At 63.9% G+C, this 21,873-nt stretch carries 29 protein-coding genes and 1 tRNA gene; 7 read left to right on the top strand and 23 right to left on the bottom strand.

Annotated elements, in window-relative coordinates; genetic code table 11:
• The 4 genes from OKA05_RS09125 (at position 1) to OKA05_RS09115 (ending at position 4,352) form a co-directional block, all read left to right on the top strand.
• Positions 1 to 2,427: a transglycosylase domain-containing protein gene (locus OKA05_RS09125; RefSeq protein ID WP_264486822.1), complete on the top strand. Its 2,427-nt coding sequence runs from the start codon at positions 1 to 3 to the stop codon at positions 2,425 to 2,427.
• A 60-nt stretch (positions 2,428 to 2,487) separates the two neighbouring features.
• Complete coding sequence (locus OKA05_RS09120) at positions 2,488 to 3,576, top strand: hypothetical protein (RefSeq protein ID WP_264486821.1); 1,089 nt, start codon at positions 2,488 to 2,490, stop codon at positions 3,574 to 3,576.
• A 244-nt stretch (positions 3,577 to 3,820) separates the two neighbouring features.
• Positions 3,821 to 4,081 (top strand): SUKH-3 domain-containing protein, encoded by a 261-nt coding sequence (locus OKA05_RS29420; protein ID WP_369335602.1) that lies wholly within the window; start codon positions 3,821 to 3,823, stop codon positions 4,079 to 4,081.
• 25 nt (positions 4,082 to 4,106) lie between these two features.
• Complete coding sequence (locus tag OKA05_RS09115) at positions 4,107 to 4,352, top strand: hypothetical protein (RefSeq protein WP_264486820.1); 246 nt, start codon at positions 4,107 to 4,109, stop codon at positions 4,350 to 4,352.
• Positions 4,353 to 4,690: 338 nt separating this feature from the next.
• Here the strand turns inward: OKA05_RS09115 and OKA05_RS09110 are convergent, their stop codons facing one another.
• Complete coding sequence (locus OKA05_RS09110; RefSeq protein ID WP_264486819.1) at positions 4,691 to 5,836, bottom strand: mechanosensitive ion channel family protein; 1,146 nt, start codon at positions 5,834 to 5,836, stop codon at positions 4,691 to 4,693.
• A 217-nt stretch (positions 5,837 to 6,053) separates the two neighbouring features.
• Between OKA05_RS09110 and OKA05_RS09105 the strand changes: the two genes are divergently transcribed.
• Complete coding sequence (locus tag OKA05_RS09105; RefSeq protein WP_264486818.1) at positions 6,054 to 7,193, top strand: hypothetical protein; 1,140 nt, start codon at positions 6,054 to 6,056, stop codon at positions 7,191 to 7,193.
• Between the two features lie 25 nt (positions 7,194 to 7,218).
• Here OKA05_RS09105 and OKA05_RS09100 read toward each other — a convergent pair whose 3' ends face one another.
• The 3 genes from OKA05_RS09100 to OKA05_RS29415 form a co-directional block, all read right to left on the bottom strand.
• The gene (locus tag OKA05_RS09100) at positions 7,219 to 7,842 is read right to left on the bottom strand and encodes a hypothetical protein (protein ID WP_264486817.1); all 624 of its coding nucleotides are present in this window, start codon (positions 7,840 to 7,842) and stop codon (positions 7,219 to 7,221) included.
• A 134-nt stretch (positions 7,843 to 7,976) separates the two neighbouring features.
• Positions 7,977 to 8,055, bottom strand: a tRNA-Ser gene (locus OKA05_RS09095).
• A 103-nt stretch (positions 8,056 to 8,158) separates the two neighbouring features.
• On the bottom strand, positions 8,159 to 8,428 hold the full coding sequence (locus OKA05_RS29415; protein WP_369335601.1) for an HNH endonuclease: 270 nt from the start codon (positions 8,426 to 8,428) through the stop codon (positions 8,159 to 8,161).
• Between the two features lie 272 nt (positions 8,429 to 8,700).
• Between OKA05_RS29415 and OKA05_RS09090 the strand changes: the two genes are divergently transcribed.
• Together OKA05_RS09090 and OKA05_RS09085 are read left to right on the top strand one after the other, a co-directional pair.
• Entirely contained in the window at positions 8,701 to 9,156 is a 456-nt protein-coding gene (locus OKA05_RS09090) for a phage terminase small subunit P27 family (RefSeq protein ID WP_264486816.1), read from the top strand.
• A gap of 1 nt (position 9,157) precedes the next feature.
• The gene (locus tag OKA05_RS09085; RefSeq protein ID WP_264486815.1) at positions 9,158 to 9,625 is read left to right on the top strand and encodes a terminase large subunit domain-containing protein; all 468 of its coding nucleotides are present in this window, start codon (positions 9,158 to 9,160) and stop codon (positions 9,623 to 9,625) included.
• Here OKA05_RS09085 and OKA05_RS09080 read toward each other — a convergent pair.
• The 19 genes from OKA05_RS09080 to OKA05_RS08990 form a co-directional block, all read right to left on the bottom strand.
• Positions 9,622 to 9,987, bottom strand: coding sequence for a hypothetical protein (locus OKA05_RS09080; RefSeq protein ID WP_264486814.1), 366 nt, complete (start codon positions 9,985 to 9,987; stop codon positions 9,622 to 9,624). The two genes, OKA05_RS09085 and OKA05_RS09080, sit on opposite strands and share 4 nt — an antisense overlap.
• Positions 9,988 to 9,995: 8 nt before the next feature.
• Entirely contained in the window at positions 9,996 to 10,625 is a 630-nt protein-coding gene (locus tag OKA05_RS09075) for a hypothetical protein (RefSeq protein WP_264486813.1), read from the bottom strand.
• 10 nt (positions 10,626 to 10,635) lie between these two features.
• A complete protein-coding gene (locus tag OKA05_RS09070) occupies positions 10,636 to 11,598 on the bottom strand; it encodes a hypothetical protein (RefSeq protein WP_264486812.1) in 963 nt (320 codons plus the stop codon).
• A gap of 9 nt (positions 11,599 to 11,607) precedes the next feature.
• Positions 11,608 to 11,838: a hypothetical protein gene (locus tag OKA05_RS09065; RefSeq protein ID WP_264486811.1), complete on the bottom strand. Its 231-nt coding sequence runs from the start codon at positions 11,836 to 11,838 to the stop codon at positions 11,608 to 11,610.
• Positions 11,839 to 11,850: 12 nt separating this feature from the next.
• Positions 11,851 to 12,465 carry a hypothetical protein gene (locus tag OKA05_RS09060; RefSeq protein WP_264486810.1) on the bottom strand — a complete coding sequence of 205 codons (615 nt, stop codon included), beginning with the start codon at positions 12,463 to 12,465 and terminating at the stop codon, positions 11,851 to 11,853.
• A complete protein-coding gene (locus OKA05_RS09055) occupies positions 12,462 to 14,399 on the bottom strand; it encodes a DNA cytosine methyltransferase (protein WP_264486809.1) in 1,938 nt (645 codons plus the stop codon). Before OKA05_RS09055 ends, OKA05_RS09060 begins: the two co-directional genes overlap by 4 nt.
• Positions 14,396 to 14,968: a nucleotidyltransferase family protein gene (locus OKA05_RS09050; protein ID WP_264486808.1), complete on the bottom strand. Its 573-nt coding sequence runs from the start codon at positions 14,966 to 14,968 to the stop codon at positions 14,396 to 14,398. Before OKA05_RS09050 ends, OKA05_RS09055 begins: the two co-directional genes overlap by 4 nt.
• On the bottom strand, positions 14,965 to 15,255 hold the full coding sequence (locus OKA05_RS09045) for a hypothetical protein (RefSeq protein WP_264486807.1): 291 nt from the start codon (positions 15,253 to 15,255) through the stop codon (positions 14,965 to 14,967). Before OKA05_RS09045 ends, OKA05_RS09050 begins: the two co-directional genes overlap by 4 nt.
• 26 nt (positions 15,256 to 15,281) lie before the next feature.
• The gene (locus tag OKA05_RS09040; protein ID WP_264486806.1) at positions 15,282 to 15,644 is read right to left on the bottom strand and encodes a hypothetical protein; all 363 of its coding nucleotides are present in this window, start codon (positions 15,642 to 15,644) and stop codon (positions 15,282 to 15,284) included.
• The gene (locus OKA05_RS09035; RefSeq protein WP_264486805.1) at positions 15,641 to 16,231 is read right to left on the bottom strand and encodes an ASCH domain-containing protein; all 591 of its coding nucleotides are present in this window, start codon (positions 16,229 to 16,231) and stop codon (positions 15,641 to 15,643) included. The genes OKA05_RS09040 and OKA05_RS09035 overlap by 4 nt, the downstream gene beginning before the upstream one ends.
• Entirely contained in the window at positions 16,228 to 18,951 is a 2,724-nt protein-coding gene (locus OKA05_RS09030) for a DNA methyltransferase (RefSeq protein WP_264486804.1), read from the bottom strand. The genes OKA05_RS09035 and OKA05_RS09030 overlap by 4 nt, the downstream gene beginning before the upstream one ends.
• A complete protein-coding gene (locus tag OKA05_RS09025; protein ID WP_264486803.1) occupies positions 18,951 to 19,178 on the bottom strand; it encodes a hypothetical protein in 228 nt (75 codons plus the stop codon). Before OKA05_RS09025 ends, OKA05_RS09030 begins: the two co-directional genes overlap by 1 nt.
• The gene (locus tag OKA05_RS09020; protein ID WP_264486802.1) at positions 19,175 to 19,537 is read right to left on the bottom strand and encodes a hypothetical protein; all 363 of its coding nucleotides are present in this window, start codon (positions 19,535 to 19,537) and stop codon (positions 19,175 to 19,177) included. Before OKA05_RS09020 ends, OKA05_RS09025 begins: the two co-directional genes overlap by 4 nt.
• Entirely contained in the window at positions 19,534 to 20,208 is a 675-nt protein-coding gene (locus tag OKA05_RS09015) for a 3'-5' exonuclease (RefSeq protein ID WP_264486801.1), read from the bottom strand. The genes OKA05_RS09020 and OKA05_RS09015 overlap by 4 nt, the downstream gene beginning before the upstream one ends.
• A gap of 82 nt (positions 20,209 to 20,290) precedes the next feature.
• Positions 20,291 to 20,515: a hypothetical protein gene (locus tag OKA05_RS09010; protein ID WP_264486800.1), complete on the bottom strand. Its 225-nt coding sequence runs from the start codon at positions 20,513 to 20,515 to the stop codon at positions 20,291 to 20,293.
• A 104-nt stretch (positions 20,516 to 20,619) separates the two neighbouring features.
• Positions 20,620 to 21,018: a hypothetical protein gene (locus OKA05_RS09005; RefSeq protein ID WP_264486799.1), complete on the bottom strand. Its 399-nt coding sequence runs from the start codon at positions 21,016 to 21,018 to the stop codon at positions 20,620 to 20,622.
• Between the two features lie 3 nt (positions 21,019 to 21,021).
• Positions 21,022 to 21,252 carry a hypothetical protein gene (locus tag OKA05_RS09000; protein WP_264486798.1) on the bottom strand — a complete coding sequence of 77 codons (231 nt, stop codon included), beginning with the start codon at positions 21,250 to 21,252 and terminating at the stop codon, positions 21,022 to 21,024.
• Positions 21,245 to 21,505, bottom strand: coding sequence for a hypothetical protein (locus tag OKA05_RS08995; RefSeq protein ID WP_264486797.1), 261 nt, complete (start codon positions 21,503 to 21,505; stop codon positions 21,245 to 21,247). Before OKA05_RS08995 ends, OKA05_RS09000 begins: the two co-directional genes overlap by 8 nt.
• Positions 21,502 to 21,840, bottom strand: coding sequence for a hypothetical protein (locus OKA05_RS08990; protein WP_264486796.1), 339 nt, complete (start codon positions 21,838 to 21,840; stop codon positions 21,502 to 21,504). Before OKA05_RS08990 ends, OKA05_RS08995 begins: the two co-directional genes overlap by 4 nt.
• Positions 21,841 to 21,873: the final 33 nt, after the last annotated feature.

Below are 21,873 nucleotides of genomic sequence, written 5' to 3'. Positions count from 1 at the left end.
ATGGCCACGAGCGAAAAAAACACGCGGAACAAGCCGAAGAAGAGGCGCTTCTACAAGCGCAAACGCTTCTGGTTCTCCCTCCTTCTCTTCGGCCTGCTGGTCGCCGGAATCGGCTTCGTGGCGGTCGAGCGCTACACCCGACCTTACCGGGAGCGCGCCGAGACCTACGATCTCGCCCGGATCAATGACCTTGAAATCCCGAGCCTGATCATGGACCGGAATGGCAAGGAAATCGGCCGCGTCTTCGTCCAAAACCGCAGCGTGATCCCGATCTCGCAGGTGCCGCAGCTTTTCGTCGATGCCCTGCGTGCGGGGGAGGACCAGCGCTTCGAGACGCACGATGGAGTGGACTACATCGGCGTCGTCCGCGCCGTGTGGCTGAACTACAAGGCCGGCGAGACGACGCAGGGCGCGAGCACCGTCACCCAGCAGCTCGCGCGGAATGCCTATGACCTGGAATCCGAACGCAAGGCGAAGGGCGAGACGGGAATTGAGCGGAAGCTGGTGGAGGCTTTCCTCGCCCAGCGGATCGAGAAGCGCTACAAGAAGAAGGAGATCCTGGAGTTCTACCTGAACCGCATCTATTTCGGCAGCGGCTTCTACGGGATCCGCTCGGCGGCGCTTGGCTACTTCGGCAAGGAACCGAAGGATCTGGATGCGCTGGAGTGCGCCGCGATCGTCGGCTGCATCAAGAACCCAACCAATCTTTCCCCGCTCAACAACCCGGCGGCGAACCAGACTTCGCGCAACCTGGTGCTCGGCCGCATGGTCGATCTCGGCGCACTGCGCAGCAGCGAGAACGCCAAGCTGCGGGTGACGCCGCTGAAGCTGAATCCGAAGCCGCTGCAACGCGGCACCACCCACCTCTACGAGCGCGTCGCGGATGAGATCCGCCGGGTGCTCGGCGAGGATGCCCTCGCGGCCGGTGGTTTCCGCATCCAGACGTCCATCGATGGCGAGGTGCAGCGTGCGCTGGAGCAGAGCCTGCAGCGGAATTTGGAAAAAGCCGAGCAGCGTCCCGGCTACGCCAACCAGAAACGCTCGCAGTACAAGAAATCCTCCGGAGTGGCCCCCGAGTTCCTCCAAGGAGCGGGCCTGATGATCGACCACCAGACCGGCGAGGTCCTCGCCCACGTCGGTGGCCGCAGTTATGAAGACGCGCCGTATGATGTGATCGAGCTCGGCCGCCGTCCGCTGGGCACCGCCTTCCTGCCATTCCTCTACGCCGCCGGCCTGATGCAGGGCCTCGGCCCGGCCACGATCGTGGAGGACGAGCCGATGGACAACCGCTCGGTCATGGTCGGCGGTCGCGAAGGCATCCTCGGCGAGTGGGGCATGGAAGTCGCCAAGCCGAGCTACGAGGGCAAGATCACCGCACGCCGCGCGCTCGAGGCATCGAAGATCGCCGCCTCCGTCCGCTTCGCTGGCATGGCAGGTCTCGAGAATGTCCGGAAGACCGTGGAGCGCTTCGGCCTGCCGATGAAGGACGCCGAGCTGCTGCCACGACTGGCCGCAGGCTGGGAGGCAGCCTCGCTGAAGGAAGCGGTGCGCGGCATTTCCGCCTTCGCCCACGGTGGATCGACCGCGCCGATGCAGCTCACCATCGTCGATCGCATCGATAACTCCGCGGGGGCGACCGTCTACCGTCGCGATATCCGCCCGCCGGTACGGCTTGAGGCCACCGATGACGCCACCGCCTTCATGGTGCATAGCATGATGCGCGGCAGCATGGAGCGGGGGAATATCGCCGGTCTCGCCGACCGCATGGTCGAGAAGCCCTTCACCGGCGCGGGCAAGACCGGGACCACCCACGACTTCTCGGACAATTGGTTCCTGGGCTACAATGGCCGCGTTTCCTGCGGCGTGTGGATCGGCTTCCTGCAGTCCGGCAAGTCAATCTACGAGGGCGCCTTTTCCAAGGACCTCGCCATGCCGGTGTGGGAAGATGCCATGAATACCGCCGCCACGAACTTCGGCGGCAAGATCATCTCCCAGCCGGAGTCGGTGGTGCAGGCGGAAATCTGCCGCGTGTCCGGCCAGCGTGCGACGCCCTATTGCTACGATACCTACACCGATCCCGCGACCGGCGCGACCCTCACCGGCCCCTCGAAGATCGCGGAATATTTCCGCCGGGGCAGCGAAAACCTGCCCTTCTGCCCGCTGCACTCCGGCGAGACCGCTGCCGACGCAGGCGCCGCCTCGATCGGCCTGTCCCAACTCGCGATCATCGATACCACCCCGGTCCGGTCCAAGGCAGCCGTGCTGCTCGGCGAGGACCCCTACTACACCGAGCAGGTCATGCTGGATGGCGCGGTGCAGCCTTCCATGCGGAATCGCACCAACGTGCTCGATAGCTTCGACCTCGGCGATGGCGAGGCCCGCATGAAATTGCCGTGGCCGGACCGCCTCGATATCGACCCGGAGTGAGGCGGCGGTGTGCCCGATGAAACCCTTGCACGCCCGCCGCGCAACCCGCAGTTTCCCCGCGTGTCGGACACGGTGACCACAGCCAGACGCTGGAATAGCTTCGTGTGCCCGGGATGCCGCTGCGTCTTCCGGGTGCCGCAGGATCACGATGGCACGGGAGTCGTCTGCCCGGCTTGCCGCGTCATGCTCCGGCTACCGGGTCCGGATGATGAACTGCCGCCGCTGATCTCTGCATCGGCTGCCCTCGCCAAACCGGTCGATGCCGGGGACTACGATGACGAGGACATGGACTCCGATGAGGCCGTGACCGCCGCCCGCAGCGACCGGAATTTCATCGCCATCCTGGTCATGGCCGCGGTCGTTCTGGTCGGCATCGTCGCCTGGTGGATCATGCCGGAGAAGAAGCCCGTAGGCCCGGTGGTGGAGGCGGATACTCCCGTGCAACCGGCCCCGCAGCTCACGCCCGCTGCCACTCCGGGTGGCGGGACCGCCGTGGAGCCGCCCAAGCCGCTACTGGTCGAGATCGAATCCGTGGTGAAGGCCTTCCTTGATGCTCCCACCCGCGAGGAGGCGCTCGCACAAGTGCTGGATCCCGCTGCGACCGCCCTCAAGTGGGACGCCTGGCTCGCTGGGAAAAGCTATGTGGCACCCGGTTTCCAAGGCGTCCTCGGCGAGTCGAAGACCACCGGCACCGGGGAGGGCGCGGTCTCCCTGCTTCATGTCCGCATCGGCGACTACACGTTTCGCGAAATCGCCCTGATCAAACGCGATGGCCGCCTCAAGGTCGACTGGGAGAGCTGGGCCGGCTGGTCCGAAATGTCGTGGCAAGAGTTCCGCAAGAAGAAGCCCGTGGAGCCCACGCTCTTCCGCGTCCAGCTCTCAAGGGTGGAATACTTCAACTTCGCCTTCACCGATGACCGCGAGTGGTCCTCCTATCGCCTCGACTCGCCGGATGGCGTGGATTCCATCTACGGCTATGTCCCGCGCAACGGCCTGCTCGACCAGCGGCTGCGGCCGGTCGATGCCAATGCGAAACCGAAGTGGCTGCTCAAGCTGAAGTTCCCCCGCGATGCTACCCAGGACAGCCAGGTGCTGATCGACAGTGTCGTAGATGAAGGCTGGGTGATGCCGCAGAATGCGGGGGAGTGAGGGCGCGTTCCGACCGTGGCTGAGGGCTTCCCGCCGCAAGCCTATCCAAGTGACGCCGCCGCATTGAGCACCCTGGGTAGGCACTCCTGTCCTCCATTTCAAAACCAGGATGACAAAAGCGTCATTCCTCCTCATGCAGGGCCGTGAACGTGTCAGCCTTGACTCCGTCTTGAAAAGGCATGGCTTCTTAACTGCCAAGGATTGACCAGCATCACGTTGGCCACAGAATCCGACTTACCAACTGATGGTGAGGATCTTGAAATGCCTTTCCAGGACTTTGCGGCTGGTCAGCAATGTTCGCGGCCGGTTTCGCTTGGGAGTTTTGGCTCCACTTGTTGATGCCGGGTGGCACGAAGGCCGGAACTGGGAGCTCGAGCGCCTCGAGGAATATTTGTCTGGATTCGACACCGTTTTTCCACCGGCTGCCGGCAGGGTGTTGTCCGAGTTTGGAGGATTGGATATCGGGCTGGGGGGGGCGGACGATCATTTTTGGCTACATCACTGAGAGGTTGTGCGCCTCGCAGAAGGTCATGAGTTCACTCATTGGCGAGCCATTGTTTCCTGTGGGCTGGACGAACTACTTCGAGGATGGCGGCCTTGGAGTGCTCATGGATGAGTCCGGGCAGTTGTACGTTGATGGCGCTACCGGCTACGACTCTCCACGAGATTACCGCGTCGATCTGATGGCAACCGACATCAATGATTTCCTAACCCGATTGTTTGCAAAAGGGTGCATGGGGAGAAGCAATCGTGGTACTATGGCGAGTCAGATCTGAATGGCACGGGATTAAGCCTGTCTTCTCACATTGGATGTAACCGCTGAGACGCAAAGGTCGCAGAGGAACGCGGAGAACCCTTTGGGGGAGGTGTGAACCCAAGGCGATTGCTAGATTCGTCATCCTTCCCCTCATTCTCTGCGTCCCTCTGCGACCTCCGCGCCTCAGCGGTCAACTCCATCAGCCCCGGGGATGACGGGACCGGGCTTCCGAATGGGCTTAATCCCGTGCCATTCGAGTCAGATCTCGATTGAGGATCATCACGACCGAACAAAGGAGAGCAAGGCCGGTGGTGTCGTCCCTATCGCCTCAAGCCTGATCCGTGGCGGATGCCGCGCTCACCCGACCACCGCCGCCGTCTCACCCGCTGCCTGCAACACCACCGGCGGGGAAGGGGAGGCGAAGGCGGATCCGGACTCGCTAATGATGTCCATGATCCGCAGGTAGAGTTCTTCGCGCACCATGAGGAATTCATTCATGTCGCGCGTGACGACATACGCGAAGACTTCGAGGTTCAGCGCGGACTCGGTGAACTCGATGAACCTCACCCGGCTCCCGGGTGCGATGTCCGGCCGTTCTTCTAACAGGGCCCGCATGTTTTCCAGGATCGACCGCATCTGCGCAGGGGTGGTTTCATAGCGCAGCGCCAGCACCGCCTTGAGCAGGATGCGGTCGCGCACGGTCACGTTCTCGATCGGAAGTTCGCAGAGCTTGGCATTCGGAATCGTCAGCAGCGTGCGATCGAGCGTGCGGATCCGTGTCGAGCGGATGCCAATGTCCTCGATGGTGCCAGCGCTGGTGCCGAACTTGCAGAAGTCGCCGACCCGCGCGGGTTGATCCACCACCAGTGTCACGCCGGCGAAGAGATCCTCCACCGTCTGCTTCCCCGCGAGCGCGAGTGCGAGACCACCAATGCCGAGCCCCGCGAGGATCGCACCGACATTGATCCCGAGATTCTGCAACAAGAACACGATGCCGAAGATGATGACGGCTCCCTTCACCACCTTCCTCACCAGCGGAATGGCGGCCTTCGCATGCGAGCGGCCGGTGCGATCAAGCGTGCCGGCCAGGAACTTCGATCCCGTGTCGGTCAGTCGCAGCATCAGCCACAGGATGGCCAGCGTGCCCACGGCGAGCTCAAGGTAGTGGAGGAATCCCTGCAACCCGGCCGACAGCGGTAGCGGCTTGCGGCCAAGGTGGAAGAGCGCAGTGCCCACGCACCATTGGGCGGGTTTGCGTGAAAGAGCCACGAAGCTCCGGAAGCGCGACCGCTTCGTCTTAACGTTCTCCTTCACCTTCTCCTCATCATTCCGTCCGGCGTTCGAGCCCGCGAGCATGCCGATCAACTTCGCCGCGAGCCACGCGAGGCAAGCCACCACCGGCAAGGCCAGCGATGCCCACACGGGCGTCCCACCGAGCGAAGTGGTGAGCCAAGCGGGCATGCTGGAAGCGAGGATCGGCGTGAAAGGGTGGAGCGGGCTCATTGGCAGGAACGAGGGACCGGGTAGATGGCCTGTCAACCGGAGGCATTCACAAGCCCGAGGCGAAATCGTGGCCATGTGCCCGGCACTCCGTCCCAGGCCTTTGCCGTTTCCTCATCAACCGCTGCCCGATTCGCCGCATGCGCCAGATAAGTTGGAGCTTCCGGAAATCCGCGGGAGGATGCAGCCGTAGTCTGATGCCGACTTCGATGTCACCGCCATGAAATTGTCCCTTCGCCTTACCCTTGCCCCCCTCTGCGCCGCGGTTCTTTCGCTCCCTGTCGCCATCGCCCAGGACCGGCCACGACTCCAGGTGATCAATGGCAGCAAGCAGACGATCGATCTCTTCTGGCTGAAGTCGGACAGCGAGCATGTGGCGAATGGCAGCATCGCAGCGGGCGAGGACAAGATCTTCACGACCTCGCCGGGCCACCGCTTCCAGATGATCGGCCGCGATGACAAGAGCGAGGCCACCGTCACCGCGCAGGTGCGGGTGCAGGGTTTCCGATTCGACCCGCCGGACAAGGAAGGCATCCCCGCCTTCTACACGCAGGTCGTGCGGCTGCGCGGGTTTCCCATCGTGGCCTCCGCGAAGGTGAATCCGTATGCGCTGAAAGAGGCCGCCTTCCTCGGCGAGCTGATGCTGGCGAAGCGTCCGGACGTGCTGGAGGCGATGGTGAAAAGCGGCGCACGCCTCTGCATCATGGCGCACGATGAATACACCACCGACCTGCCGGAGTTCGTGCGCCTCGGCAAGGATCCGATGTCGGGCTTCGAGAGTTTTCCGGGCAAGGACTACTGGGATGCCCGCGCCCGCGGCACCGGCGGCAGCGAGACCGACCCGTATTGCACGTGCGCCGAGGAGAATGTGCTAGGTTACGAGGGCGACCCGTATTCCACGGAGAACATCCTGATCCACGAATTCGCGCACAACATCCACCTGCGCGGGCTGAACAACGTCGATCCCACCTTCGACAAGCGGCTTAAGGAAACCTACGCCGCCGCGATGAAGGCGGGCTTGTGGAAGGGTAAGTATGCCAGCATGAATCACCATGAGTACTTCGCGGAAGGCGTGCAATCGTGGTTCGACGACAACCGCGAGAACGATCACGACCACAACCACGTGAACACCCGCGCGGAGCTGTTAGAGTATGACCCCGGCCTCGCCGCGATGTGCCGCGAGGTCTTCAAGGACACCCAATTCAAATACACCAAGCCTGCAACGCGCCTGACCGGCCCCATGGAAGGCTACGAGCCATCGAAAGCCCCGCGCTTCGTCTGGCCGGCACGACTGGATGCGGTCAGAGCGGCGATCCGCGACAAGGCCACTGCGAGGGACAAGGCCGCAAACGGGGGATGAGGTGCGCGGCGCATCGTGGCTGATCTCACTCCGGCCATGCCACCTTCGGCTCCTTGCCCTTCCAGAACGACTGCTTGGGATCGAGGATGCTTTTGCCGTCCACCATGACATCGCCGTCCGGGGTGATCGTGTGGACGGTGACGGCTCCATCGACCCGCAGGATCACCGCCTTGCCGGCGAGAGGGACGGGGTCAAACTTCAGCTTGCCGGGAGCCAACGGCGCGAACGCCAGCGGGGTATCCGGACTAGAGTTGGTTGCGAGCCCGGGTACGTAGGAGATGCCACATTCGCCCTTGGCCAGCGCCTTCGAGTCGTCCTTGAAATCGTCGTCGGGAAGTTTCGCGCCGCCGATCTGGAAGACTTTTTCCGTCTTCACTGCCGCAGCGGCAAGTAGTTGGCGGAAGCAAGCGTTCGAGGTGCCGCCTTTGAAGGTGAGCTTCGTCCCGGTGGCATCCGTGACATCCACGGCGGTCTCGTCGTTCGGGAACGCACCGTAGTCGGTGTCGAACTCAACGAGCGCCAAGTAGAGTTGGCGCAGGTTTGCAATCGTGGTCGTCACCTTTGGGTCGGCGGCGGGCTTCGTTTCGGGGTCGGCATGGATCGGCGCGACAAACGCGGCCAAAAGACAGGCGGAAAGGAAGGTCTTCATGAGGGTTTTCAAACTCCTTCGATTTGGCCTCCCCTCGCACGCTGCCGCAAGAACCAAGGATGACGGCTCCTTGGCCACTCACCGCCGGGAAACAAAAAAGCCTTCCGGATCCGGAAGGCTTTCTTTGATGAAAATGGAGCGGGCGATGAGATTCGAACTCACGACATCCACCTTGGCAAGGTGGGTTTTGTGGGCCGTATCACGTCATATCGCGCATTCCATGGGTGATTTCGGGCGATATTGGGGCGCATAGTGGCACTCGTAATGGCACAGAAAGGGCACCGGGCGGCGTGCCGGTGACCTGTCCGCATGCCCATCAGCCGAAGCGTGCCGTCTTCTTGGAATGGCAGGAATGGCAGAGCGGTTGGTGATTGGCGGGGTCATACTTCGCGCCCCCTGAATTGAGGGGCTGCACGTGGTCGGTGTGACATGCCGGGGCCACTGCCCCAGACGGACCGAAGGAAACAACGGCGGGGCCACCGCTGGACCACACCCTAACAGCATCGCATGAGCAAATCGGATGAGTCCTGAGGTAGCGACGGGAGTAGGCCTGCCACGCATGGTCATAGGTCCTCGCATCCCTCATGGACCTGAATGTTCCACCCTTCTGAACTGTTCGCTTGAACGTTGCATTTCGCTTCATCGGATGGTCAGGAAAGGTTGATTATCGGACCCCATGGGGGGGAGGGGGGTAAATCTCTGCCGCCTCCAAAACAGGAGAGCGCCCCCAAAGTAAAATAATCGCTCTGTTAGTTTTGAGGGGGGTGGGGTCAACGGGGCGAAATTGAGGTCCAGCGGTTTCTTTTCGAACTTTGTAACCGGCAGATTCGGGCCGATGGCGGCCAGCAATGCCGCCCGATGCCGATGGGAGCCCGTGGGACCAAGCCGAAAGAGAACCTGTCCGCGATGGCGGGCATGCTCGCGCCGTTGTCGGCGAAGGCTCCGGAGGGAATCCGGGGGGGCACCGAGGCCGAGGATGAGTATGAGCGGCTGGCCAAGGAGCTGATCAAGCTGGGGCACCTCTCGGCGATTCATCGGCAGATCCTGGTGGACTACGTCGAGGCGTGGGAGATCGCGCGCACTGCCTTGGACGAAATCAAGTCGGACGGTCCCACGCTGGAGAATGCCGAGACGGGAAACAAATACCTGAACCCGTCCATGACGGTCTGGTCGATGGCACGGAGCGCCATGGAGACTGCTGCGAAGGCGCTGGGGATGACGCCGCTGGCCTTGCAGTCGATCAAGAACGTGAAGCCGCAGAAGCCGGAGAAGAAGGAGAACGGTCCTAGCAACTTCCTGACCGGCGGCGAATGACATGGCACCTCCATCTAACAGGGCCGAGCGGCGCGGTTCGGATCGGGTAGCAAAGAAGGCCGCCAAAAAGGCCGCGAAGAAGGCGACCAAGCGGGGCGGCCCTGTGCCGGCCGTGGCGATCGAGCACGCGGCCTTCGACTACGCGCGAGAGGTGGTGGATGGGGAGCGGATTGCGTGCCGGTGGGTGAAGCTGGCTTGTGAGCGGTTCATCCGCGACCTGGGGCGGTGCGACATCCGGTTCGATGTCGCGGCGGCGGACCGTGCGATCGGGTTCATGGAGACCTTTCGCCACTACAAGGGGGAGTGGGCGGGCCAGCGGATGAAGCTGGAGGCCTGGCAGAAGTTCGTCATCTCCAACATCTTCGGGTGGAAGTGGGTCGAAAGCGGCCTCCGGCGGTTCAAATATGCCCATATCGAGGTGCCGCGGAAGAACGGGAAGACACTGCTTGCCGCCGGCATTGCCCTCTAGCGGACGACTTCTGATCGGGGGCCGTTGACCATTACGGCAACATCGAACGGCTGGCCGTTCTGGGCCAAGACTACGGAGGGGCCAACCGGATCCGTGGAGATGGTTTCCGTGCCCGGTGCATCAAACATATCGGCGAAGATGCCCACGGCCATGGGTGGAAAAGGCGTTTTCCCGGGATCCAAGGCGAGCGAAACGACGAGGGCTTCGCCGCGGTTGATGGCGTAGATCTCTGCCGGCGTGGGGAGCCAAAAGGAGGCAACACCGCGGGCGTGGATGTGGACGGGAAGCTTGCCGACACTTCCCTCGTCGCCTGGTGCTGGGCCGAGGGTAAAGTTGCAAGTGGGATGGATAGCGGGGAACATGATGGGAATTATCGTTTTGGTGCGCGGCGGACGCCGACGTAGATGGCCTTGCGGGTGAAGAGGAGGACGGGCAGGCGGTTGGCGCTGCGCTGTTCCTCGATGAGGGTGAGGACGGTGGTGAGCTCGCCGGGGTAGCAGGCGTCGGTGAGTATCTCGACGTCGGACGGGCAGGCGTTCTTGTGATGGTGGGGATGTTCCTTGAGCAGGGCTTCGAAGGCGGCGGGGCGGTTGTAGGATGCGGGCCGATCGACTGGGCCGCGGAGTGCGGGGAAGAGCTGGAGGACGCGGGTGCGGAGGGACCAGGAGGGGGGCGAGTGGGAGATTGAGTGATTCTGTGATTGGGTTTTGAGGGCACGGTGGCGGTTGCGATCGCGTTCCTTTTTGAGCGCCCGTGAAAGTGGCGAGAGAATGGCGAAGTGTTTGGCGGAGAGCAGGATGACGTGGCGAGAGATCAGCGAGCCTAGGAGGTTGTCCGCGTGCGTCGGGGTGATGGAGAGATGCGTGACGAGAAGGTCGCAGGCGGGGTGCATGCAAAGCCCGTCATCGGCGGCGAATGACTGTAGGCAGTCGAGCGCCAAGGCCTCGGCGAGCGGCAGCTTGGGGGCGCGACGGTAGGGGCGTGGAAGTTTGAGGCTCATGGAGCGTGGATCAGGCGACGTCTTGCTTTGGTTCAGCGGGTGGCGGGTCGAGGCGGGGGTTGCATTCGCGGAAGAACTTGAGGGCTTCGTCGGGGTCCTCGATCACGTCGGCGGATGGGACGGGGTCGGGAACTACGACGGGTGCCGTAGGTCGCGATGACTGGTGGCGATTCCACCATTGGCGGCCGCCGCCGGTCCTCCACCAGGTGCGGATGGCTTCGATGGCTTCGCCGGCATTGGCGACGAACTCGGCACGGTTGCGCGGCCAGAGCTTGCGGCCACGGATGCGGTCAGGGCAGAGGATCCAGGCGCGGCAGGCGAGCCAGTCCTCCGGGGTCAACTCGTCCAGCACGGCGAGCGAGCTGAACAGGTCGTGGCTTTCCTGCCCGGTCATGTGCTTCGGTGCATCGGGCCAGACGGTCGCCAGCTCGATCTTCACCCGATCAATCGGCATCAATTGGGAGGGAGAGAGAGTTGGCTTTGCTGCCGGCGCGGGACGCGGGGGTTCTCTCTCTTCTGACTTCTGAATTATGCCTTCTGACTTGGTATTGGGGGCTGCAATGGGGGGAGGAATAGGGGGGCTATTGGTCACCCTATTGCTTTCCCCATTCTTATTGCCCCAACGCTTCGCCGCGCCCTTCTGTCCGGCGGCAACCGCCGCTTGTTTCTCGGCTTCCATCTTGGCCCAGTCGCGGACCATGCGACGGGAGGTAATGGTGACCCTATCGCCCTCCCATTCGACATCGCCCACCCTGCAATCCTTGATCTCCTCAATGATGCCCTTGGCGGCCTGCTCATTCGCACCGAGCAGGCGTGCCACCGCTGACAAGCGGTAGCACAGCACGCCGCGACGATCCGGGTGCCACATGCTGCACAGCATGCGCGCCCAGGCGCCTTGCGCCGTGAGGGAGAGGATTTCCGTGTCGCGGAGGTAGTCCGCAACGTAGAGCTGCATGTAGGGGAGTTCTGCCATGGAAGTCGATCAGGCGGGGCGAAGTGCTGCCATGGCCTCGGTGTAGGCTTGCTCGTAGCCCTCGCCGAAGCGGCGGTAGAGAGCGGCCTTAGTCACGGCGGGAAGCCGGCGGTAGCAGGACGGGCAGAAGCTCTGGCGCGCCTTCTTGGTGGCACTGCATTGGCAGGTGGTACCGCGAAGCTCTTCCAGCATGTGAGAGCGGGTGACGGCAGCGGGTGGGGATGGTGGGTCGGGGTTCATGGGATGGGGTCTCTATCCTTTCGGTTTGATGAGCCCGCTGGCCATGCCGGGGGATGGCCGTTTGAAGAGCGTGAAGATATCCGCGGGGATGTCGGCCGCCCGGCTGTGCTTCCATCGGTTGGCGACGAGGCCTTCGCCGCCGGAGAAGCGGATGAGCAGGTAGTCGGTGGCCCCATCGAGCCGAGCTTCCACGGCGGGCAGCCGGGCGATGAGCTGCAGGAGTGCGAGCGGGATCCGGATCGCCTCGCCGGTCCACACCGGTTTAGCGTGGGTCAGGCGGCCGGCGTGCCATAGCTCTTCCAGCCCGTAGGCATAGAGATTGGCGCGGACGTCATCGAACTTCGCCCAGGTGTGCGGGACGAGCCGGTGAGGGTGTGGCTCGAACCTTACCCACGGCAGAGCGTCCACGCGGCCGAGGAAGGCCTCACACGCCGGCGGGAGAGTGTCGTCGTGGGTGAGCGGGCCGCGTGCGAGGCGGAGGGCTACGCAGCCATTGGCGGCCATCACGGTGCCGGAGGGATGACGTACGACATTGCCCAGCACGCGGCAGCGCGGATGGGTGAAGTTCGCCAGCGCATCGACGGCGAGGGGATGGCGGAACGGGGTTCTGGAGGGGACGTAGGTCAAGCCGCCCCCTTTCGTTCCTCTGCTGCGACCAGTTGCGTAACGTCCTCGCACTGGGAAAGCGCTGCACCCACCAGCGCGCGGGCCAAGCGCCGCGGCACGGCGTTCCCGATCTGCTTCACCTGGTCAGTCTTGTTCCCGGTGAAGATGTAGCCTGCGGGGAAGCCTTGGGCCAAGGCGAGTTCGTGCGGTTGGAGCATGCGGAAGCGGATGTCGAGCAGGTAGCGGGTGCCATCGATCTCGATCACCGGCCGGACCAAGCCGAAGCGGTCCTTGCAGGTCACGGTGGGGGCTGGCTCCGCGATATCGTGCGCCTGTCCATTGCCGTAGAAGCTGACGAGGAACGGTTGCACCAAGGCGATCGCTCCCGCCGTCGCCACCGTGGGCGCGGGCTCACTGACCGGCCGCAAGCGTCCGTCGCTTTGCTGTGGGAGCAAGTGAGGCTCGATCAATGCTACGTCGCCACGATTGCCGCAGACGGTCGGCATCGGATCTTCGAGCGACTTCACCCGAGAATCTTCGGCACCGGATCCGTTGGCAGTCTTCACGAGGAACGGCTCCGCCATGTAGAGGTGGGGGGCGTGTGCGGTGATGGTGGGTGCGGGCCGGTCAAGGTCTGCCGCGTCACTCTCGCCCTTCATGTTCACGAGGAACGGCTGCGCAAGGCCGAGGTGGGTTCCTCCCGCGGTGACCGTGGGAGCTGGCTTGTCGATATCGGCGGCATCATTGGTGCCGCGCAGCTTCACCAGAAACGGCTCTGCGACCCCGTGCCGGGCCTTGGTCACCACCGTCGAGAGCGGATCATCAATCGGAGTGATTCCAGCGCTCGGGCCGCCGCTGGTTTGATCCCACGCGACGATGTAAGGCTCGACTAGGCCATGCCTTACACCGCCCGCGGTGACGGTCGAAAGCGGGTTGTCCACGGATGCCGATCGGTATTGGTCCTCGCCGCCGTTGGCGACGGTCACCAGGTAAGGCATGACCAGCTTCGGCCCGCTGCCTTCGGCGAGTAACGTGCCTAGCGGCTCATCCACACTCTTCGGCGTCGGGTTAGAGCACTGGGGAACGATGAACGGCTGAACCAGCGCACCGGCACCGTGGCTCGTCACCGCGGGTGCTGGCTGTTCGAGATCGTGCGTCCGCGGCTCCTGCCCCGGCCGCTCGCCGAATTGCGGCACGATGAACCCTTTCAGGCCGAACTTGCGCAACCCCGCCTCGATCCGTGCCAGCGTCTTTGGCGACAGTGGTTTCTTCCGCTCGAAGATCGATCCCGCCGGCAAGGACCAGTCGATGATGTCCCGGGCCGGTGCCCAGCGTCGCGTGGCGAGCAGGTCGCCATCGCGCGAGTGGGTGGCATCCGGCCACACGATCCGCCGCCGGCCGCGGACTGCTTGCACGAAGAGCCTGGTGCGCGTGGTCGGGTCGCCGTAGTCGGCCGCGCACAAGAGACGGTAGTCGACCTTATATCCAAAGCTCCGGAGCGTGGCGATCCACTGCTGGAAGATCTCCCCCTTGCGGCTCTTCAATGGCCGGCCGTTGTGGCCCACCGGTCCCCACGTCGCGAACTCGGGCACGTTCTCCACAAGCACGATCGGCGGCAGCAGCTTCTCCACCCAATTCAGCACGTGCCAGGCAGTCGAGCGGCTCTGGTCATTGATCGGCTTCCCGCCGCGGGCGATGCTGTGATGGGTGCACTCCGGCGATGCCCACAGCAGATCCAGCCCGCCGCGCTCGAAATGATCGAGCGGGTTCACTGAGTCGATCCCGGTGCACAGGTGCCGCGCGGTCGGATGATTCGCGGTGTGCGTGTCGATAGCCACTTGCCAGTGGTTCACTGCGGTCACCTCAGGATGACGGCCCAGCGCCGCGGCAGCTTCGACGGCTCCGGAACTGGTACCACCAGCGCCACAAAACAGGTCTGCGATTCGATACTTCATTGGCGTTTTTCAGGAGGGAGATACGGGAGACCGACGAACGCGAAGACGGCTTCTTCGCTGTGGCAGGCGTGCGTTTCGCCGGTGGCGATGCGGGTGAAGCCGGAGCCATAGGGGTTCCACTTCCAGCCGCGGGCCTGCGCGGCGGTGGCGATGCGGGTGTTGCTGTCGGCTGGGCCGGTGCGGCAGACGAGGTAGTTCCACCAGTTGGCATCGGTGGCGGAGAAGAGGTCGATGGGGACGCCGGAGCTATGAAGGGCGAGCTTGTTCTTGTCGCCCCATGCGGTGTTGCCGTTCTTGTCCGGGCGCTTGGTCAGGATGCCGCTGGCGAGCATGCCGGCGATGGCTTCGTCGGCGAGATTGACGAGGCCCATATCTAGCAGGTCGACCGGGCGCTCTTCGAAGCGGGGGATGTAGAGAATCTCGACATCGCCCACAAGCAGCTTGCCGCGGCGGATGGAACCGGCGATGGCCATGCGGGAGCACAGCGGCTCAAGGACCGCGGCCAGTTCGCCGGCGGCGACGAGGGCGAAGTCGCGATCGAAGCGGGGTTTGGTGGCAGGGTCTTTCATGGGAAGGTGAGGGTTACGCGGACGGGCTTGCCGTTGAGGGTCTGGGCGACTTGGACGTAACCGTTGCGGATCAGGCTTAAGATGGTGCGGTCGGTCTGGCGGATGTTGCTTCGGACCAGGGATCCGAGCGTGTCGCCATTGGCGGGCAACCAATGGCCGTTTGCGAAGCGGCTGTAGCTGCCCTTGCCCCATTCCTTGATGTCCATCACGGCGACGGCCTGATTCACCGAGAGTCGCGGAAGGTCCAACTCCGACTTGAATGGCGAGCCGGACTTATCTTGTTCCACGGGAAACGTAGTAGGTAGCGGCATGGTCAGTAGGTCCCTTTGATGCCGAGCCATTCGGCAAAAGTGAGTGAGGAATCCGCGCGGAGGTAATCGCGGTAGCGTTGCTTCGAGCGGGTGAGCTTCGGAGGGGCCGGGCTTTGGAGCGCCACGGCATCAATGCCGGCAGGAGTGACGCGGAAGTAGTGCATCCCGCCGGCGATAGGCTGCGGGCCGCTGTCGATCATGAGGCTCGCATCGCACAGCGCCCGGCACTTCTCGAAGTCCTTTGACCCGGGGCCCGTGCAAAAGCTGTTGCGATACTGCTCGCCTTGCCCATAGCGGTCGACACCCAGCGAGTGCTGGAGGATGTGGAGAAGATCGGACGTGAGTGGTTCCGATGCGATGATCATGCCACGGCGAGCTTGGGGGTGAACCATCCCAGTGCCCCGTCGCAGGGCTGGAAGGGGAGCGGCTTGGCATCTTTGACGACGTAGCCGTAGGGACCGAAAAACCATGGCGACGGATGCTCTGTGACGCGGTCGATGACCGTGAACTCGCCGATGATGCCGCCGAATTGGAGGTCCGGCTTTTTCGGGATGGTGATGCCAAGGCCTTCGGCGAAGCGCTGCACCTGGAAGTATTCGCGGAGGGTCATGCCCTTCGATGCGTGGACCAGGCAGCGGCCGCGGAAGTGCCAGCGCTTCTTGCGGTTCTCGATATCCTTGATGAGGCCGGCGGCGAGGGCGGCCGCGCGCTCTGCCGGGTCAGTTATGTCCGGACGGATCATGAGCCAGGCCCATGGCTGGCGAAGCGAGAGGGCGACAGCGGGAAGGGCATCGGGATGGACGCAGTAGCGGTGCTGGTGGGAGAATGCGTTGCAGGCCCGGGCAAAGGCCTTCATCTCGCAGGGCATGTCCGGCGGCTTGACGGTGACTCCGCAGCCTTGGCATTGAAAGAGGCCGGTCTTCGCGTTGTAGATGGCGAGGGAAAACTTCACGCTGCCACCCCCTCTCCATCATCTTCCGCCTCTTCCCCGCCCATCAGGTCAAAGAGGCTCGGGGTGTTCAGCTCGGCCGCGGCGGCGGCGCAGTAGCTGGCACCGTCGAGGAAGTAGGGCGCGGAAAGTTCGATGCCCACCCCCTTGCGCCCCTTCTTGATCGCGCGGAAAGGCACCGTCATCAGCCCGCCGAACCAATCGAGCACCGTGTCCCCCGGATTGCTCCATCGCTCGATCGCCCGATCGGCGATGTCGAACTGCATCGGGCAGAGGTGATTCTCGCGGCCGGCGGCGGACTGGGCATTGTTCAGCGTCAGCATCCGCGTGATGTCGGTCCAGACCTCGTCGCTCTGGCTCTGCGGTTGCAGCAGCATGAAATCGGTGGGCAGCTTGCCCGCGAGTTCGAGCGCCTCGCCCACCTTCACGTGGTGTTCCAACTCGTAGATGCTGGAGAGGTCGTGACCGCGGAAGAGGCGGAAGATTTCCTTGTGGGTCAGGCCCTTCAATTCCTCCGGGGTCAGGTGGCGATCGCCATTCGACCGGTGGAAGGCGTGGGCGTCGATCTGCCAGCGGGTGCGGGTGTAGCACTTCGGGCCGTGCTCGTTGTCGTGCTTGGTGCGGGTCATTTCCCCATTGCACTCCGGGCACCGCTCGTGCGGCTTCTGTTTCCGCTTCGGCGCCGGGAAGATCTTCCGGCAGCCTTTGCAAAGCTGCTCGCGGCCGGACAGGTGCCGGACGGGCAGGTCGGCGTAGCTCTTCTCCGTGCTGCTCGGCGGCTTGCGGAACAGCAGCAGGTATTCCGGCATGCCCACCCCCATCTTGGTCGAGTCCTTGCACACCTCCGTGTGGCCGAGCCGGTAGGTCTGGGCATTCTCCCGGACCACATCGGTCACGATGGTGATCATGCCCATATAGGCGAAGCCGTGCTTCACGAAGTGATGGATGGTCTCGACGTGGAAGGGATAGACCGTCTGGAAGCCGAGGCCGGTCATCCCGCCGGGCACGATCCGGTCCTTCACGTGCACCGCGGCGATGCGCCCTGGCATCAGCACGCGGAGCACCTCCGGCGTGGAGAAGTCCATTTGCCGGAAGAACTCCTCGTTGCCCTCGCTGTGCCCGTAGTCGGCGTAGTTGGGGGAATACTCGTATTGGGTCGAGAAGGGGATGCTGGTCAGCCCGAAGCCGATGCTGTTCGACCTCATCCCGCGTAGCTCGAGGACGTTGTCGTTGTTGTAGAGATCGTAGCCCGGCCCGGAGACCACGACCCGTTCCACGCCCATCTTCCGCGAAAGCGTCTGGGCCATGCTGGCGAGCGAAAGGCCGTGCTCTTTGATGATGTCAGCCATTTGTTGAACCATGGTGTTGTGTTGCTTCCACTTCCGTTCCGTCTCCTTGCGAATGCCGCGCTCGGCCTCGGTGTAGATCAGGTCGATGCGGACCCTGCGCGTCTGCAGGAACCGCCGCAGCCGGTGGATGGACTGGATGAGATCGTTGAACTTGAATCCGATCCCGAGGTAGATGGCCCATGCGCAGTGGCGCTGGAAATTGCAGCCGCTGCCGAGCATGCACGGCTTGCCGGCCAGTTCGGGGACCAAGCCATCGGAGAAGCCGATGATGGCACCCTCCTGGTCTGCCTCGGCCTGCGAGCCGTAAACGGACACGAGGCCCGGGATCGATCGCTCCAGCGCTTCCCGCTCGCGCTCCAGGTCGTGCCACAGGATCCGGTGCGCGGCGGGATCTTCCGCGCGGATTTCTAACAGCTTGGCCAAGCGCGCCGGCAGTGAATCGCGCTTCTCGGCCGCAGCCTCCTGCACACCAAGATTGGAATCCCGGAAGAGCCGGCCTTGGCCACTCATCTCCGGCGCGGCCGTGCTGTGATCGGTCGGCACCTCGTGCCAGCGGATGTCCAGCTCCGGCAGGTCGTAGCCCTCATCCGAGAAGCCGAGGTCGGAGGGCTTCTGGATGAACAGCGCCCACGAGGCGACCCACAGCCAGAACTCCTTTTCCTTGTGCTTGTGGAGGGTGAGCTTGTCCGCCTTGGTCGAGTCCCGCTTGAAGAACCGCGTCTTCGCCTGGCTCACGTCCATGATACCGAGGAAGGCCGCGTAGGCGAGCAGCTCGATGTAGTCGTTCGGCGAGGGTGTGGCAGTGGCAACGAACCGATACGGGACGCGGCTGGTACCATTCCTCTCCCTGCCCGGGCCGGCATCGCCGGTGAAGAGCGCCATGAACTCGCGGAAGGTCTTGGTGCCACCGAAGCCGCGCAGACAGCTCGCCTCGTCGAGGCTCGCCACGGTGAATAGCGCGGGGTCGAGCTTCCCGTCGCGAATCGTCTGGTAGTTGGTGAGGTAGATCGTTTCATCATCCTCGATCTCATCGGCCCGCCGGATGAACTTCACCTTGATCCCGAGCTTCGCCGCGTCCCGGGCGAACTCGAGCCGCACGCCCAGCGGCAGCACGATCAGCGCGAGGCCTCCCGCCTTGCTCCGCACGATCCGCACCGTTTCGAGCTGCACGAAGGTCTTCCCCAGACCGAAGGCGAGGAAGTCGGCACGCCGGCCGCCCTCGACATTCCACCGCACGGCCGCGCGCTGGTGCGGCTTGAGCATCGGGTGGATCTCGCTGTCGTCGCAGTCAAAGCCCCACGACTCGGAGAGCTTCACCTTCGCGCGGAGGAAGTCCATGTAGGCCTCGTAGGCAGGATCGGCGACGGCGTTCATTAGTTGGCGGCAGCGATGTTGGAGGCGTGGCCCTGCGCATCGACCAGGTAAGGTCCCGCTGGGGTGAAGATGGTGATCCGCGGCGTGCAGACGCACGGGGCGGCGACATTGCCACCCGTGGGGCAGTGGTCATCGTGGGCGCAAGTGGCGGCCATCTGTGAGGACATCCGGACTCCGTCCTTGAGCAACTGCGCGATGGCGGCTTTGCATCGTTCGGTGTAGTTCAAGCGCCCTCCTTTCCCGCCCGGCGTTGCAGGCGATCGATCTCGGCCGCGAGCAGGGCACCGGCCTTCACCAAGCAGCGGATGGGATCCGGGGAGATCTTGAATGATGCCCATACCCATGGCCACGACACCCCGACGCCGAATTGATACTCCTGAAAATTCGGGAGCAGGTTCTCCGGGGTGCAGTCGTAGTCGGTGCCCATCATCACCGGGCCATTCACAAGGCAGGTGCCCGCGGTGGCGTAGCAAATGGAGGCATCGACAAGCTGGCCGATGTCGTAGCGATCATCGCTCTCCGGGGTGTATCCTTCCTCCGCCACTTGCCGGGCACGCTCGGCCGCGATCAGTTCGACGCCGGTCACGGTGCCACCTCCTCGCCAGCCGGTGAGAACGCGATGTCCTTGGCCCGGGCGATGATCGGCCAGAGCTTGCGGCCGTTTTCGGGGGGGACGATATCGGTGGATTCGCCGCACTCGTGTTCCCAGCGCTCCAAGTCGCGGGCAAGGTCACGGCCGGCGGTCAGTTCGCGAAGGGCGCTGACGAGGTCCTTGATCCCATCGCGGCAGTCCTCGAGCGCGTGGTGGGGCCGGTCCTTGTGCTTGATGCCGGGAAAGGCGCGCTTCCAGAATGAGCGGGCGTCGGTGACCTGCCGATATCGCCACGGCGCGCCGCCGGTGTAGTGCTCGAAGTAGGGGGCAAGGAGGCCGAAGTCGTAGGTGATGCCCCAACTCCATGCGTCTTCGATGACGTGGCCGGCGTGGGCGAGGGTGCCGAACCATTCGACAAACTCGCAGAAGGCGGCGGCTTCATCGGTGATCTCGAGGCCGGGAGGATGCGGCCACGTGCCTTGCTCGGCATGCCAAGCGAGGGTGCCGAGGTCGGAGGTGAACAGGTCGGGATTCGGATTGATGTAGCGGTGGAATTCCTCCGCCGTGGCGCCGGTGTCGGGGTCGAAGACGATGGCACCGAGTTGGATGATGGCGGAGCCGGGCTTCCGGCCGAGGGCTTCGATGTCGAGGAAGAGGTCTTTCATAGGTGCTTGGAAATTTCAGCCGGCCCCAACCGGAATTGGTCTGCCGCACGCGTGTGCCGGGGCCGGCGTCCGTGGAGAGGTGTTAGAAACCGAGGAAGGGTTTGGCGCTGGATCGATCCCCTGCCTCGAAGTTCTCGCGCTGCTGGCGGTAGATGGGATCGCGCTTCATGAGCCAGCGGTGGCAGGCACGGTGGACGTCCTCGAAAGTGCAGAACTGGCCGCGCTCTTTGGCGAGGCGGGTGGCGGCCTGGGTGGTGAGGCCGGCAGCGCGTTGGGAGACGCGAGGTTTGAGAAGGGTCCGGGGCATGGCGGGATCGGGTTCTGTTAGATGGAAGCGACCCGGAGCGCGTGCGGTGATGTCCTGCAAAGGTGTGCCCGCGCTCCGGGCCGGTGTTTCCGGGGGTGAATCGTTCAGGGTGCAAGGTGAAGGGTGATCTCGACGCGCGGGTTGGCGGCGTCCTTGGCGAAGGTGGAGAGGGCGAGCTTGGGGAAGTGCAGGTCATCAATGCCGAGGGCGTCGGCGATGCCGTCGCGGTAGGCCTTGCAGGCGCCGTCCGCGTTGTCGTCGTCACGGAAGGCGGCGGTCTTGAAGTAGTGGGCGAGGGAGTAGCCGGCGAAGGCAGGGACGGAGACGCCGGGCTTGTGATACTGCTCGCCTAGTAGTTCGAGGGTGCGCAGCCGGGCGTTGGTCTTGTGCCGGCGGGTGATGCGGGACTTTCTCATGATGGCCCCCCTGCCGCGGCCCGTGGAGGCATTCGGCGAGATGCGGCGATCCGGGATGGGCAGGGTGATGACGAGAGGGTCGGGCATGGATCAGAACGGAATCTCATTCTCCAACTCGTAGATGCGGCACCCCTTGAGGGAGCGGAGTTCGGAAGGGATGTAGTTGAGGGGAGCGCCGGTCATGGGGCAGGTGCCACGGATGCTTTCGGCGGAAGGATGGGCGAGCAGCGCGGTGCCGCAGAGCGGGCCGGCGTAGAGCTCGACGGGAACCTGGCCGGAGGCGGTGGACTCGGGCGCGGTGCGAGGAAGCGGGTCACTCATGGCCGTGATTTTCGAAGTAAAGGGGCAGTCTCTGGCGGGCGATGCGATCGAGCCGCCGGGCTTGGCCGGTCTCGTGGAAGAATCCCACGACGCTCACCACGGCTACGGTTACGCAGGCGAGCAGTCCGAGGCCGGGGCCGAGCGAATACCACACGCACCCGCCGGCGATGAGGGAGACGATGGCGATGGCGAAGAGCAGGCCGGCCATCATGCGGCATTCCTCGGCATCGTTGCGGGCTTGGTTGGGTTTCACGGTGTGGGGGCTGACTTGGGTTTCGTCTTTAGCTTGCTGCGCTTGCGCGTGGCGGGACGGGTGGCGGTGGTCTCGGCGGCCTCGAGGGCGAGGACGAGCGAGCGGCGGCGGATGAAGTAGAAGGCACCGAGGCAGTAGGGCTGGCCGCCGAGGTCGCGGAGCCGCTTGACCATGAAGGCCTCGGTGGTGCGGTGACGTTGGGCGATTTCGGCAACGGCGATCTCCTCGGTCGGGTCGACTTCGGCGGCCTTGACGTGTGCGGCGATGATCTGGGGGAGCTCTTCATCGAGGACGCTCCAACGGTCCGGTGCTGGCAGTGATGAGAACTTTCGCATGCGTGGCGTTGCACAAGTGGGAGGCGTGGAGAA

The sequence above is a fragment of the Luteolibacter arcticus genome (genome assembly GCF_025950235.1).
Classification (GTDB): Bacteria; Verrucomicrobiota; Verrucomicrobiia; order Verrucomicrobiales; family Akkermansiaceae; genus Haloferula; species Haloferula arctica.
This window is presented reverse-complemented; position numbering and strand designations above follow the sequence as displayed.